General features: G+C 45.0%; 16 protein-coding genes. 10 read left to right on the plus strand and 6 right to left on the minus strand.

Features of this window, described 5'->3' with window-relative positions:
* Positions 1–28 precede the first annotated feature (28 nt).
* Entirely contained in the window at positions 29–727 is a 699-nt protein-coding gene (locus B853_RS10895) for a M15 family metallopeptidase (protein WP_038886638.1), read from the plus strand.
* Positions 724–927, plus strand: a complete 204-nt coding sequence (locus B853_RS10900) for a DUF2897 family protein (RefSeq protein WP_010449659.1) — start codon at positions 724–726, stop codon at positions 925–927. Before B853_RS10895 ends, B853_RS10900 begins: the two co-directional genes overlap by 4 nt.
* Before the next feature lie 60 nt (positions 928–987).
* On the opposite strand, the gene bamC is transcribed toward B853_RS10900, so the two are convergent.
* Both bamC and dapA read right to left on the minus strand, forming a co-directional pair.
* Positions 988–2,004 carry an outer membrane protein assembly factor BamC gene (gene bamC, locus B853_RS10905; protein WP_038886636.1) on the minus strand — a complete coding sequence of 339 codons (1,017 nt, stop codon included), beginning with the start codon at positions 2,002–2,004 and terminating at the stop codon, positions 988–990.
* A gap of 48 nt (positions 2,005–2,052) precedes the next feature.
* The gene (dapA, locus tag B853_RS10910; protein WP_010449663.1) at positions 2,053–2,931 is read right to left on the minus strand and encodes a 4-hydroxy-tetrahydrodipicolinate synthase; all 879 of its coding nucleotides are present in this window, start codon (positions 2,929–2,931) and stop codon (positions 2,053–2,055) included.
* A gap of 406 nt (positions 2,932–3,337) precedes the next feature.
* Between dapA and B853_RS10915 the strand changes: the two genes are divergently transcribed.
* The gene (locus B853_RS10915; RefSeq protein WP_010449664.1) at positions 3,338–3,880 is read left to right on the plus strand and encodes a glycine cleavage system transcriptional repressor; all 543 of its coding nucleotides are present in this window, start codon (positions 3,338–3,340) and stop codon (positions 3,878–3,880) included.
* Positions 3,881–3,899: 19 nt separating this feature from the next.
* A complete protein-coding gene (gene bcp / locus B853_RS10920; protein ID WP_010449666.1) occupies positions 3,900–4,370 on the plus strand; it encodes a thioredoxin-dependent thiol peroxidase in 471 nt (156 codons plus the stop codon).
* Positions 4,371–4,434: 64 nt separating this feature from the next.
* On the opposite strand, the gene B853_RS10925 is transcribed toward bcp, so the two are convergent.
* Positions 4,435–5,505 carry an AI-2E family transporter gene (locus tag B853_RS10925; protein ID WP_010449668.1) on the minus strand — a complete coding sequence of 357 codons (1,071 nt, stop codon included), beginning with the start codon at positions 5,503–5,505 and terminating at the stop codon, positions 4,435–4,437.
* A gap of 1 nt (position 5,506) precedes the next feature.
* The gene (locus B853_RS10930) at positions 5,507–5,743 is read right to left on the minus strand and encodes a sulfurtransferase TusA family protein (protein WP_038886635.1); all 237 of its coding nucleotides are present in this window, start codon (positions 5,741–5,743) and stop codon (positions 5,507–5,509) included.
* A 269-nt stretch (positions 5,744–6,012) separates the two neighbouring features.
* Here B853_RS10930 and bepA point away from each other — a divergent pair, with 269 nt between their 5' ends.
* Genes bepA through B853_RS10950 form a run of 4 tightly spaced genes read left to right on the plus strand, consistent with a single transcriptional unit; the run spans position 6,013 to position 8,868 of the window.
* Positions 6,013–7,467 (plus strand): beta-barrel assembly-enhancing protease, encoded by a 1,455-nt coding sequence (gene bepA / locus B853_RS10935; RefSeq protein ID WP_010449672.1) that lies wholly within the window; start codon positions 6,013–6,015, stop codon positions 7,465–7,467.
* A 16-nt stretch (positions 7,468–7,483) separates the two neighbouring features.
* The gene (gene arsC / locus B853_RS10940) at positions 7,484–7,834 is read left to right on the plus strand and encodes an arsenate reductase (glutaredoxin) (protein WP_038886633.1); all 351 of its coding nucleotides are present in this window, start codon (positions 7,484–7,486) and stop codon (positions 7,832–7,834) included.
* Positions 7,835–8,407, plus strand: a complete 573-nt coding sequence (gene wrbA / locus B853_RS10945) for an NAD(P)H:quinone oxidoreductase (RefSeq protein ID WP_038886632.1) — start codon at positions 7,835–7,837, stop codon at positions 8,405–8,407.
* A 20-nt stretch (positions 8,408–8,427) separates the two neighbouring features.
* A complete protein-coding gene (locus B853_RS10950) occupies positions 8,428–8,868 on the plus strand; it encodes a DUF2069 domain-containing protein (protein ID WP_010449678.1) in 441 nt (146 codons plus the stop codon).
* Positions 8,869–8,981: 113 nt separating this feature from the next.
* Here B853_RS10950 and B853_RS10955 read toward each other — a convergent pair whose 3' ends face one another.
* Positions 8,982–10,259, minus strand: coding sequence for a DUF2066 domain-containing protein (locus B853_RS10955; protein WP_038886651.1), 1,278 nt, complete (start codon positions 10,257–10,259; stop codon positions 8,982–8,984).
* Between the two features lie 234 nt (positions 10,260–10,493).
* Between B853_RS10955 and B853_RS10960 the strand changes: the two genes are divergently transcribed.
* The gene (locus B853_RS10960) at positions 10,494–11,747 is read left to right on the plus strand and encodes a uracil-xanthine permease family protein (protein ID WP_038886630.1); all 1,254 of its coding nucleotides are present in this window, start codon (positions 10,494–10,496) and stop codon (positions 11,745–11,747) included.
* A gap of 153 nt (positions 11,748–11,900) precedes the next feature.
* Here the strand turns inward: B853_RS10960 and upp are convergent, their stop codons facing one another.
* Positions 11,901–12,527, minus strand: coding sequence for a uracil phosphoribosyltransferase (gene upp / locus B853_RS10965; protein WP_005445324.1), 627 nt, complete (start codon positions 12,525–12,527; stop codon positions 11,901–11,903).
* A 179-nt stretch (positions 12,528–12,706) separates the two neighbouring features.
* Here upp and purM point away from each other — a divergent pair, with 179 nt between their 5' ends.
* Positions 12,707–13,747, plus strand: a complete 1,041-nt coding sequence (gene purM / locus B853_RS10970; RefSeq protein ID WP_128826878.1) for a phosphoribosylformylglycinamidine cyclo-ligase — start codon at positions 12,707–12,709, stop codon at positions 13,745–13,747.
* Positions 13,748–13,846 lie beyond the last annotated feature (99 nt).

The raw sequence follows: 13,846 nt of genomic DNA on the forward strand, positions 1-13,846 counted from the left end.
GTAGTAAGTAGTATTTAACGAGAGCACCATGACACCAGAGCAACTTACCGGAATCACCGATTCGCATCTTCAATCCACGTTGGTGGGGCAAAAGGCGTTTATGCTTCACCCAGAAGTCGTCGATGATTTGTTGAAGATGATTGAAGCCGCAACCGAGGCTGGCTTTAAGATGGAAATTGCCAGTGGCTTTCGCGACTTTCACCGTCAAAAAGCCATTTGGAACGGTAAGTTTTCTGGTGACTTAAAGATCTTAGATTCCCACTCTCAGCTTTTAGAAAAAGCGATGCTCAGTGATGAAGAAAAGCTAATGGCGATTCTACGTTGGTCTGCCCTACCCGGTGGCAGTCGCCATCATTGGGGGTGTGATTTTGATGTCTATGCGCGTAACTTGTTGCCGCCAGAAACGAAATTACAGCTAGAACCGTGGGAATACTTCGAAGGTCATCAACTAGCTTTCTATCAATGGTTAGAAGCCAACCTAGATCGCTTTGGGTTTTTCTTCCCTTACCAACAAGATTTGGGTGGTGTGGCTATCGAACCTTGGCACATCAGCCATAAATCGGTTGGGCAACAATGCTTGGCTCATCTGACACCTGAAGTACTGAGAAAGCAGTTAATTGAGCAAAATCAGATCGACAGCATTGCAGGGATTGACGTCATATTGAATAATTTGAATAAGGTCACTACCAAATTCATTCACAATATCACTCTGCCGGAGGCTCTATGATAGAAATACTAACCAACCCTTGGGTCATTATCATCATAGTGGTCAGCATAGTGGTTGGTAATATAGCTGCGTTAAAATACACCGCAAAAATGAAGTTTGGTCAGATGGATAAGGGCCGTAAGAACGATTTAGACAAGTTGAACGAACTTGATAAACAACGTTACGGAGACCAAAAGAAAGAAAACGATGAATCTCGTTGAATTTACACGTTGTGGACAGAAATAAAAAAGGGACCTTCAGGTCCCTTTTCTTTGTTCGAGTTATTGCTTCGCGACTGCAGCTAAAACTGGAGCTAAAGACTTCAAAAACTCTTCTTCAACAGGTTTGCCTGACGAATTAGTAACATTAATTGACGTTCGGTTTCCTAAGTCACCAAATAGGAAAGTATATTTACCTGCATCTAAATCGATTGGTTTCACACCAATGTCGTTCCAAAATACATCATCAGGTGATGCATATTTTGCCTCAACCGTGCCTTGAGATTGACTACGACTTTCAATCGTGAAGCCAATTTTTGGAAGTAGCTCAGGCAATCGTTGCCATAATACGTTGTACTGTGCACGAGCGATAATAACAGGCAGACCACTACGATCGGTTCCCATCGTAATTGGAATTTGTTTTACCAATTCCTGTGCTTTTTTCTGTGCGTCTTCACGAACTTGTTGATCGTAACGAGCTGTAACCAAGTTGGTCATCAACACATTGTAGCGTTCACGATTAGTGCGCGAGACTTCCTTAACCTGCTCGCCTTCTCGCCAATCAACCAAGTTAACTTTAAATCCAAAGCGGTTGTTAGCTTCAAAACGAGAAATATCGTAGCGACTGCCGATTTCCATATCTTCATCGGCTGAATTCCAAGTCACCCAACCCGTTTCAATTAGATTTTCGCTCTGTTTCTCTACTGGAATCTGATTTGTCGAAATCATATTTTGGACGGTTTGCCAAACAAGATCGAGCTCGTCTTTGCGAAGTAGCCATAGGGTAACCTCACCATTGCTACGTTCCAAACGCGCACCAGGGATCAGCTCTAGCACTTCTTGTGGGGGACGAATATCAACAGCCTTACCAATGCCACCCTCAAAATTGCCCTGAGGAATGTCATAGTTTGGATAAAACTGAGGCTGAGCATCGGCAGGCATATTCCATTCTGATAACGACTCAGTATTCAAATATTCGAAGTCATCTTTTGCTTGACGACGCTGGTTGGCACCACCTGAACAGGCAGTCAATACAAAAACAGCCAGTGAACTCATCACTAACTGGCTAGAAAGCTTCATCTATACTCCTAAAAACTGAGAGCTCTCGCCCTCAGTTATACTTCAATCCTAGTAAATACCGGCGTCTGTTAGCGCCTGTTCCAAAATCGGCTGCGACTTTTCAGAAAGTGGTGTCAAAGGAAGACGCAAACTGCCGTCACCGATCAAGCCTAGCTTAGTGGCTGCCCATTTTACCGGGATAGGGCTTGATTCGATAAATAAGTTCTTGTGCAAAGTCATCAAACGCTGGTTGATTACTTCAGCCTCTTCAAACTTACCGTCTCGTGCTAAGTGGAACATATCTGCCATGTCTTTCGCAGCGATATTATTCGTTACAGAGATAACACCATGACCGCCCAGCTTCACAAACTCTAAGCCAGTCGCATCATCACCACTTAGTAAGATAAAATCTTCGCCACAAAGTTCACGGTGAAGTGCAATTCGGTTCAAATCACCCGTCGCGTCTTTCAATGCGACGATATTATCAAGCTTTGACAAGCGTGCCACTGTCTCAGGCAACAAATCTACCGCTGTACGCCCAGGTACATTGTATAAAATTAGAGGTACATCACTTGCTTCAGAGATCGCTTTGTAATGTTGGAACAAACCTTCTTGAGTTGGCTTATTATAATAAGGCGTAACACTTAAGAAGCCTGTAATACCTGAATCTGCAAGTAACTTACTGAATGTGACTGCCTCATGAGTTGCATTTGCACCTGTGCCAGCAATCACTGGGATGCGACCGTCGGCAAACTCTACCGTTTTATTTACGACCTTCACATGCTCTTCAATCGTTAGAGTCGAAGACTCTCCCGTTGTGCCTACCGCAACAATACCGTCAGTACCCGCCTCAACGTGATACTCAACCAGCTTTTGCAGACCATCGAAATCTACTTCACCATCTGGCTTAAATGGCGTGATCAACGCTACGATACTTCCTGAAAACATGTCTATCTCCCTCATTTAACTCTTTCTGCATGGTACTGTAATGCGATTAACAAACACAAGTGTGTATAGACGCTTACAAAGTACAAATGAATGAATAATTATCAGTTGTTAGAGGTTTAGCAAGATTCTTTTGCTCAACTCTGGGGGTTCGCTCAATTCTCGAGCTTCAACGATAATCGTTGCAGCCTTTATCCCCTATGGGATCGGCACCTATTTAGCCCGCGGAATATACTCGCAGTTTTCTTCGTCACGTCAGAGTTGAGTGAAATTATCTCGTCCAGAAAGTAGACGATAATATTTCGCTTACAAAGCAAACAGTCGCGCCTAAAAAAGGAACCAACTCGACATTTCTAATGCTTATCTGTGCTAACATCACTCTATTGAAGAAAGGACAAGAAGCTCATATATGACGCAACATCTGGTACTTACAGCAGTTGGAACGGATCGCCCAGGCATTTGTAATCAAGTAGTCAAACTGGTCACACAAGCTGGCTGTAACATCGCTGATAGCCGAATCGCTATCTTTGGTAATGAATTTACATTGATCATGCTGTTGACAGGCAACACCAACAATATCACTCGAGTCGAAACGCAATTACCTCTACTCGGGCAAGAGCATGACCTTATCACTATCATGAAGCGAACATCCGCACATGAGTTATTAGACAACTCATATGATCTTGAGGTCTTCATCGAATCAGAAGACCGAATGGGTTTGACGGAAAAGTTCACCCAGTTTTTTGCCGATCAAAACATTGGTCTTAACTCACTAAGCGCTCAAACTATTAGTAAGTCTAAAGTTCAACTAGATGCTGACCAATTCCATATTGCAATTACAGCGTCTGTCCAAGCCGACTGTAACCTTATGCAGCTTCAAGAAGATTTCGATGAACTTTGTAATACGCTCAACGTACAAGGTTCTCTGAATTTCATAAAAAACAATCTATAAATAAGTAAAGGACATAACAATGAATACGCTGACAGCAGGCACGCCAGCGCCAGCCTTCTCTTTGCTCGACCAAGACGGTAACACTGTTACTCTCGATGATTTTAAAGGTAAGAAAGTTCTGTTCTACTTCTACCCGAAAGCGATGACACCGGGCTGTACCACTCAGGCAAAAGGTCTGCGTGATGTAAAAGCAGAGCTAGACGCACACAACGTTGTAGTATTGGGCGTAAGTATCGACCCAGTGAAACGACTTGGTAAATTCATCGAACGTGACGAACTAAACTTCACACTACTGTCTGACGAAGACCATGCAGCTGCTGACCAGTTCGGTGTGTGGGGCGAGAAAAAGTTCATGGGTAAAGTCTACGATGGTCTTCACCGTATTAGCTTCCTAATCAACGAGGAAGGTGTGATCGAACACGTTTTCAACAAGTTCAAAACCAAAGACCATCACGAAGTGGTTGTGAACTACTTGAAAGAAAACGCGTAAGCCTAGCTTTCAATCAAACATCAAAAAGCCCAGCAGTCGCTGGGCTTTTTATTGGATTCGATTTCTATTCTTGTATTGGTTCGCTTTCTTCTGTACTTGGCAGTGCGTTCCACACGGCTTTGACAAGTGTCGCCAAAGGAATTGCAAAGAATACGCCCCAGAAGCCCCATAAACCACCAAACACCAATACCGCAACAATAATTGCTACTGGGTGAAGGTTCACCGCTTCGGAGAATAGTACCGGTACTAAAACGTTGCCATCAAGCGCCTGAATAATACCGTACGCCACCAGCAACCAGTAAAACTGTGGAGATAATCCCCACTGGAACAAACCAACAATCGCAACGGGCACAGTGACCGCTGCCGCACCGATGTATGGGATCAGAACCGATAGCCCAACCGCTACCGCTAACAATGCAGAATAACGCAGGTCTAAAACCGCAAACGTAACGTAGCTCACTCCACCGACAATAAGAATTTCTAGCACTTTACCGCGAATGTAATTCGAGATCTGTTCATTCATCTCGTGCCAGACTTTATTCGCCAACTTGCGGTTCTTTGGCAGGATGCCACTGGCCATACTCATCATCTCTTCTTTGTCTTTTAACAAGAAGAAAACTAATAGAGGTACAAGGATCAAGTAAACCGCTAAGGTTGCAATGCTCACAAGTGACGCAAGTGAGCCCTTCACAACACTTTCACCTAAGCCGATTGCTTGGTTTTTAGCGTTGGTTACAACCGTCTCAACAATTTGCAAGTTTGCTAGCTCTGGGTAACGCTCCGGTAATGTGGAGATGAACTTCTGCAACCCTGTATACATGTTCGGAATATCATTGATTAGGTTGCCAACCTGAGTCCAAATAGTCGGTACCAATCCGAAAACCGCAATGAGCATCAAGCCGATAAAGACAAGTATCACCGTGATAACTGAAAAGGTTCGCGGAATACCAAAACGGCACATTTGTGTGACAGGCCATTCAAGGAGATATGCAAGAACGATCGCAACCAGTAATGGTGCAATTAAGTGCCCGAAAAAATAAATAGTGATAAAGCCGAACAATAAAATCGCGACTAGGCTCACGGCATGTGGGTCTGAAAAACGTCGCTTATACCAACGACTTATCATCTCAAGCATCTTATGATGATTCCTTATTAAATACGGTCAAAGTGAAGTACTCTGGTAATGCGTGACACTGCACTTCATACCCTTGATTGCGTAAATACGTCACTATGTCTCGTTTAGAGCTATTATCCACAACTTGAATCATAAGCTGTTGATACTGGGAAGATTCTCCCTGAAATACTTCAGCAGCGTGACGTTTAGCAAGTAACAGCGCCATAGGGCAGCGTTGCTCACGCAAATCAAGTAACATGGATTCCATTGTATTGCTCTGCACTTATGATAGGGTTGTATTGTAACGGCTTTTTGAGCTGGTGCTAGTGATTTAAGCCTAAACGGCAATGACTTCTAATTAACAATTAAAAGTTATGTATGTGACAATTTACGAAACCAATTCGTTTATCTTCGGTCTTATTGCTAGCATATTCATCCGACACGGATGACCATAAAACATGGTGGCGTTGCAGAGAGGAACTCAGCTCCCAACCCATGTTTCGGTATTTTGGAGAATCTTTAAACCGTATGTTAAAACGCACTCGCTCGCTAGTTTGTTTATGCCTTGCTGCTGCATTAAGTACACCAACGCCTATTTACGCCAATAGTCTCGACCTCCCTGATATTGGTACCGCAGCCGGTGGCACTCTGACGATAGATCAAGAGTTGATTTATGGTGACGCTTACATGCGTATGCTCAGAGCCAGCAGTCCGATCGTTAGTGATCCTGTGATCAACGAGTATATTGATACGCTAGGACACCGACTGGTCGCTAATGCGAATGATGTAAAAACACCGTTCCACTTTTTCATGATCCGTGATCGCAATATCAACGCTTTTGCCTTCTTTGGTGGTTACGTTGCCCTGCACTCAGGGCTATTTTTACACGCTCGAACGGAGAGTGAGCTCGCATCGGTGGTTGCTCACGAGATTGCGCACGTAACACAACGTCACCTTGCACGAAGCATGGAAGAACAAGCTCGACGCTCTCCGGCAACGCTAGCTGCTTTGGCAGGTGCACTGCTCATTGCGATTGCAGCGCCAGAAGCAGGTATGGCAGCGATTACCGCAGCTACCGCAGGGAATATGCAGAGCCAGATAAACTACACGCGTTCTAACGAGAAAGAAGCGGATCGTTTCGGAATCTCAACGCTGGCGAAAGCTGGGTTTGACGTCCAAGCAATGCCACGTTTTTTTGGTCGACTTGCAGATGAGTATCGTTATGCAAGTAAACCACCACCGATGTTACTAACTCACCCATTACCTGAAGACCGAATCACCGACTCTAGGGCTCGAGCACAAGCCTACCCTCCAATGCGAGTTATGCCATCGCTCGATTATCATCTTACTAGAGCACGCATTGTGGCTCGCCACGCGGGTATAGACGGCGAAGCTGCTATGGGATGGTTTGAACGTACACAGAAGAAAGCAACGGCAGATTTGATTCCTACATTTGAATATGGAAAAGCGCTTGTCCACCTAGATAATAAGCGCTTAGACAAAGCCGAGGTATTGCTTAACAAATTACTCAAGCAAGACCCATCTAACCCTTTTTATCTTGATGCGATGACCGATTTATATATTGCTCAGAAGCACCCAGAAAAAGCGATTGATATGTTATCAAAAGCGCTAAAACGATCGCCGCACAATAAAGTTCTCACCATCAACTATGCAAACGCTTTGCTTGAAGCAGGTAAAGACAAAGAAGCAATTAAAATACTGCAGCGCTATACACATGATAACCCAGAAGATACCAATGGTTGGCACCTGCTCTCCAAAGGTAACATTGCCTTGGGGAACAGCGATGAAGATTTAGCTTCGCGTGCGGAAATTTTTGCATTGCGCGCGAATTGGAACAAAGCAATTCAATATTATAGTGAAGCAAGTAAAATTGCCGAACTGGGAAGTTTGAAACAAGCTCGATACGACGCACGTATCGACCAACTGATGATCCAAAGAGATCGATTCATGGCATTACAATAACGAAATGGAGAAAACCATGTCAGTCGTGATTTATCACAACCCTCGTTGCTCAAAGAGCCGTCAAACTCTAGAACTGCTAGAGCAAAATGGTGTGACACCGGAAGTGGTCAAATACCTTGATACACCGCTTAATGTTGAACAACTGAAAGCACTTTACGCTCAACTTGGTTTCTCTTCTGTACGCGAGATGATGCGCACAAAAGAAGACATTTACAAAGAGCTTGCGTTAGGTGAGGCATCAGTCTCAGATGAACAGCTTTTCGAAACGATGGCGCAAAATCCTAAACTGTTTGAGCGTCCTGTAGTGGTTGCCAACGGTAAAGCGAAGATCGGTCGTCCACCAGAGCAAGTGTTGGAAATTCTATAAATGGATTGCCAGATCCTCATTTTGTATTTCAGCCGTCATGGCTCAACAAAACAGCTGGCAAGACAGATAGCAAGAGGGGTCGAATCGACTCCTCATTGCGAAGCGATTTTGCGTACAGTTGAAGAATTGTCACCTCACTCACATACCCCTTCTGATCCAATTGTTACTCTAGATGAACTGAAACATTGCGATGGCCTCGCGTTTGGCAGCCCAGTCTGGTTTGGTAATATGGCAGCGCCGCTTAAGCACTTTTGGGATCAAACGACACCTTTGTGGGTGAATGGTGACCTTATCGATAAGCCAGCCTGTGTGTTTACCTCATCATCTTCAATGCACGGAGGTCAAGAGACGACTCTACAAAGCATGATGACCCCTCTTTTGCATCACGGCATGATGGTGTTAGGTATCCCTTACTCAGAGCCTGAACTGCACACCACGCAATCCGGTGGAACGCCTTACGGGGCAAGCAGTGTAGGACACGAACCAAGTCTTACAGCAGAAGAGATTCGTCTCGCTCAACAATTAGGAAAACGACTGGCGACCACAGCACAAAAGCTCAAAGGAAGTCAGTAAGCTCAAGGATAAGTAAATCGATGTCTGATATTATTGACCAACCACCTCTCAGCACACGAACCCAAACCTATCGCTACATGGCGCTATTCGGCAATTTGGCGTTGTTAGGTTGGGTCGCGATTTGGCAATTAGCACTTTCCCCTCACCCTCATCTGAGCAGCACAACACTGGCAGTTGCGTGGTGTATTCCTCTGCTCCTGCCGCTTCCGGGTATTCTTGCAGGTAAGCCTTATACGCACGCGTGGGCTAACTTTGTATTAATGCTCTACTTTCTCCATGCACTCACTATTTTATATGTGGATGATGGCGAACGATGGCTAGCTGCCGTAGAGTTAATGCTCACTTCGTTAGGTTTCGCTGGTAACATCTTATTTGCACGAGCACGTGGCAAAGAATTAGGCTTGAAACTAAAACGCCTATCTCAAGTTGAGAAGGAAGAGAAAGCTAAATTCCATAAGTAGCTCGCTTTGAAGCTCAAGCTCTCTCGTTGCATCCTCAGCAATGAAAAATAAACAATAAAAAAGAGTCGCACTGGGCGACTCTTTTTGTATTCAGCTTTGGGTGAACGTAGAGCTTAGCTTAAGTCTTCTACCACATCAGTTTCTAGTACTGGTGCAATTTCTGACTCTTGCTCTTCGGGCTCTGCTTGCGTACGAACAGGCGCGTTCCATTTATAAATCAAATCATACTGCACTGGTGCTGGCTGAACGATGACTGGTTGCTCTGGTTGAGTTACCTCAGTAGCCGTATCCAGTTCCACCACATCTGCAGCTTGACCTTCTTGCGTCTCCACTGGCAATTGTGCTGGTTGAGCAGGCTCTTCAGGCAGTTGTACTGGTGTAGCTTCTTCCATACTCACCATTGGTTCTTCTGTTATCACTAACGGGCGAATTGAAGACGCCTCTTGCTCAAACGCTTGTTGAGAGGCTAACAGGTGAATCGTTAACGTTACTTGGTTTCCTTGCACACGCTTGATTTCCGTACCTGCTACCGAATTCAGTTTGGTTAAGGCATTCTCTAGATCGAAGAAGTCCATCGCTGACTCTACATTCAACACCTTCACATCAATTGCTTTAGAGGACTTGCTTGAAACCACAACCGCACTCTTCTTCGCATAGTAATCAGCAATTCCACCGATCATCGCAGGAATCCCATTTGCACCAGATGCAGATCCACTACGTGGCGATTGTTTTGATTCAGATAGCTGAGCTGGCGATTGATCGTACAGCGTCCAACGAATCTTATCGCCTTGAACACGCATAACCAGTACCGCATCTACAGGATAGCGTTGACTTGCTTGGCTGATTGGTCCGACAAAGTCACCCCAAAGATCTGAGACGTTCACACCAGTCACGTCATCAAAATCACCCACAGGCATAGTAATAGGTAGACCACGAACCTCCGCTGCTCTACGAAGAGCTACCGCGTTCGCTGAGTCTGAATGTTCCCACGTAATCGTACGATCGTAGCCCTGCTCTTCCACCATCCACACTAAGATATTTGCTCGGTTTGGGGACCATAAAGGAAGTTGGGCTTGAGTAAGTAGTGAGCGAACTTGGCTACTATTAAACAACATCTTAAGGCTGGTTTGCCCATCAAGTTGGCCATAACTTAGCTGAGAGATATAGCGAGCGCTCGAGCCTACCGCTTTTTGGATAACTGGATTGTTAATAGAAGATTGACTGCCCGTCGCTCTGACGATGACATCTTTCATTCCTTGTTGACGAGCAAGAGACTCACCATCTTTCTGATTACTGTCTATAGCAACTTCTGCACGGTAGACATCTACCTGAGTAAGAGCATGCACAGGCAGGGACAACCAACCTATCAGTAGGAGAGCTAAATAGCGCATAGTTTTCATAATCCTCTAAACAAGAACCCGCATGATAAGCAACTATCATTCTTGAGCAAGAAGGGTACTGAGTATGTTGTCGATATTCTGACCAACTTATTACGTAAAACCGATATAAACTATTCGCTGACCTTATAAATCCATACAAAAGTTTGATCTAGACAACATTGCAATCGATTGCTAGATGATAAGATTCGCCGGATTTGTCTGCGTATCTTTGAATAGGGAATTATTATGAAAAATGCGTTACAAGGCGCTCAGATGCTCTTTGTCGCTTTTGGTGCTCTCGTACTGGTACCACTTCTTACTGGCCTAGATCCAAACGTCGCTCTGTTTGGTGCTGGTGTCGGTACTCTTCTTTTCCAACTAATTACTAAACGTTCTGTCCCAATCTTCCTTGCCTCTTCTTTCGCGTTTATTGCACCTATCATGTTTGGTATCCAAACTTGGGGTATCGGTGCAACGATGGGTGGCTTAATGGCAGCAGGTTTGGTTTACGTCGGCCTTGGTGCAATGATCAAAGTCCGCGGTGTTGGCTTTATTCATAAAATTCTTCCGCCAGTGGTTGTTGGCCCTGTAATCATGGTGATCGGCCTAGGTCTAGCACCAACGGCAGTAAACATGGCAGTAGGCAAAACAGGTGATGGTGCAATTCAGCTGATCAACGGTGATGCCGCCGTGATTATCTCAGCAGTATCGCTGCTAACAACGATAGCACTGAGTGTATTTGCGAAAGGTTTCCTAAAGCTGGTTCCTATCGTTGGCGGTATCTTAGCGGGTTACACCGTATCACTCTTCTATGGCGTAGTGGATTTCACTCCTGTCGCTCAAGCAGCGTGGCTAGCAATGCCAAACTTCACAGCACCAGAGTTCAACATCAACGCTATTTTATTCATGATCCCTGTAGCTATCGCTCCGGCAGTTGAACACGTAGGTGACATGCTAGCGATTTCTAACGTAACGGGTAAAAACTATCTTAAGAAGCCAGGCCTGCACCGCACGATCGCGGGTGACGGGGTAGCAACGATTGCCGCATCTATGGTTGGCGCACCACCAAACACCACTTACAGCGAAGTTACGGGCGCAGTGATGCTGACTAAAGCCTTTAACCCAGTGATCATGACATGGGCGGCAATCACGGCAATCGTACTTGCCTTAGTTGGTAAGCTCGGAGCCATTCTACAAACGATCCCTGTTCCGGTCATGGGCGGTATCATGATTCTACTTTTTGGTTCTATCGCGACAGTAGGTCTAAACACGCTTATCAAGAACAACGTTGATCTGCACAAGTCTCGTAACCTAGTGATCGTTGCGGTAACGCTAGTATTTGGTATCGGTGGCATGGCTTTCGGTATTGGCGAGTTCAGCCTACAAGGTGTGAGCCTGTGTGGTATTGTGGCAATCATTCTTAATCTAGTGCTGCCACACGACCTTGGTGAAAATCACGTGGTAGATAACGCACAGATGGAAGAAGAAAGCGCGAAGTAGTCCTCTGTGTGGCTCTATCGATATAAGTCGCACGACTTACTCTCGCTTCTCACATCTCGTCACTAGTTTCGAAATAAGTAGATACAAAAAAGGCTTGGTTTGCACCAAGCCTTTATTTTTTCAATTCAGTAATAATTAAGCATTAAGCTCAGATTATTTAGTACCGAAGATCTTGTCACCAGCATCACCAAGACCAGGAACGATGTAGCCTTTGTCGTTTAGCTTCTCATCGATTGCTGCTGTGTATAGCTCTACGTCTGGGTGCGCTTTCTCTAGTGCTTCGATACCTTCAGGAGCCGCTACAAGAACAAGAACTTTGATTGCCTGACAACCTTTCTCTTTCAGAAGATCGATTGTTGCGATCATAGAACCACCTGTTGCAAGCATTGGGTCAACAACTAGAGCGATACGCTCATCGATGTTAGAAGCAAGCTTGTTAAAGTATGGTACTGGCTCAAGTGTTTCTTCATCACGGTAGATACCTACAACACTGATACGTGCGCTTGGCATGTGCTCAAGAACGCCATCCATCATACCTAGACCTGCACGCAGGATTGGCACTACAGTTACTTTTTTACCCTTGATTTGATCAACTTCTACAGGACCATTCCAACCTTCAATGGTTACTTTCTCTGTTTCAAAGTCTGCAGTCGCTTCGTAAGTAAGTAGGCTACCGACTTCTGTCGCTAACTCACGAAAACGCTTTGTGCTGATGTCACCTTCTCGCATTAGACCAATTTTGTGTTTTACTAGAGGGTGTTTAACTTCAACAACTTTCATTTCCATCTCCGGCTTTTTTGGCAATATTTAAACAAACCTTCAGATTATACATGATTTTTGCAGGGATATCAGGATAGTTCACTAAAGAAAAAAACCGACGCAAACGTTTGCTATCTGTATTTAACCACTGGTAGAATAGCGCCGTTTTCATATCCAACTTAAAAACCGAGGACTTCCCTGTGAGTGGTAACAACTCTTCTCTTAGCTATAAAGACGCTGGTGTAGATATTGATGCAGGCAACGCGCTTGTAGATCGTATTAAAGGTGCGGTTAAGCGTACTCGTCGCCCTGAAGTGATGGGTGGTATCGGCGGTTTTGGCGCATTGTGTGAATTACCGACGAAATACAAACAACCTGTACTGGTTTCTGGTACGGACGGTGTAGGTACAAAACTTCGCCTAGCGCTGGATATGAACAAGCACGACACTATCGGCGTTGATCTAGTGGCAATGTGTGTAAACGACCTAATCGTTCAAGGTGCCGAGCCTCTATTCTTCCTAGACTACTACGCAACAGGCAAACTAGACGTAGACACAGCAGCAGATGTGGTTTCTGGTATTGCTGATGGCTGTGTTCAAGCTGGCTGCGCGCTTATCGGTGGCGAAACCGCTGAAATGCCGGGCATGTACGAAGGCGAAGACTACGACGTTGCTGGCTTCTGTGTTGGCGTAGTAGAAAAAGAAGACGTGATTGACGGCACCAAAGTAGCAGCAGGCGATGCATTAATCGCGGTTGGCTCAAGCGGTCCACACTCAAACGGTTACTCTCTTATCCGTAAGATCCTAGAAGTTTCTGGCGCAGATAAGAACGAAGAGCTAGCAGGTCGCACTATCGGTGAGCACCTACTAGAACCGACTAAGATTTACATCAAATCAGCACTTAAGATGATTGAGAAACACGATATTCACGCTATTTCTCACATTACAGGTGGTGGTTTCTGGGAAAACATCCCACGTGTACTGCCAGAAGGCACTAAAGCCGTGATCGACCGTAACAGCTGGGAATGGCCAATCATCTTCAAATGGCTACAAGAAAAAGGCAACGTTGAAACGCACGAAATGTACCGTACGTTCAACTGTGGTGTTGGTCTAATCGTAGCACTACCGAAAGACCAAGCAGACGCGGCGGTTGCACTTCTTAAAGAAGAAGGCGAAAACGCATGGGTGATTGGTGAAATCGCTCAAGCAGAAGCCAATGAAGAGCAAGTTGAAATCCAATAACTTGTGAGTTGCGCTACATAAAGATGTGAATGAGGACGCGATGTCCTCATTCTGCTATCTGGAACATCGAAAACCATTCTAATAGTAGGTAATTTAGTG

Source organism: Vibrio rotiferianus CAIM 577 = LMG 21460 (genome assembly GCF_002741985.1).
GTDB lineage: Bacteria > Pseudomonadota > Gammaproteobacteria > Enterobacterales > Vibrionaceae > Vibrio > Vibrio rotiferianus.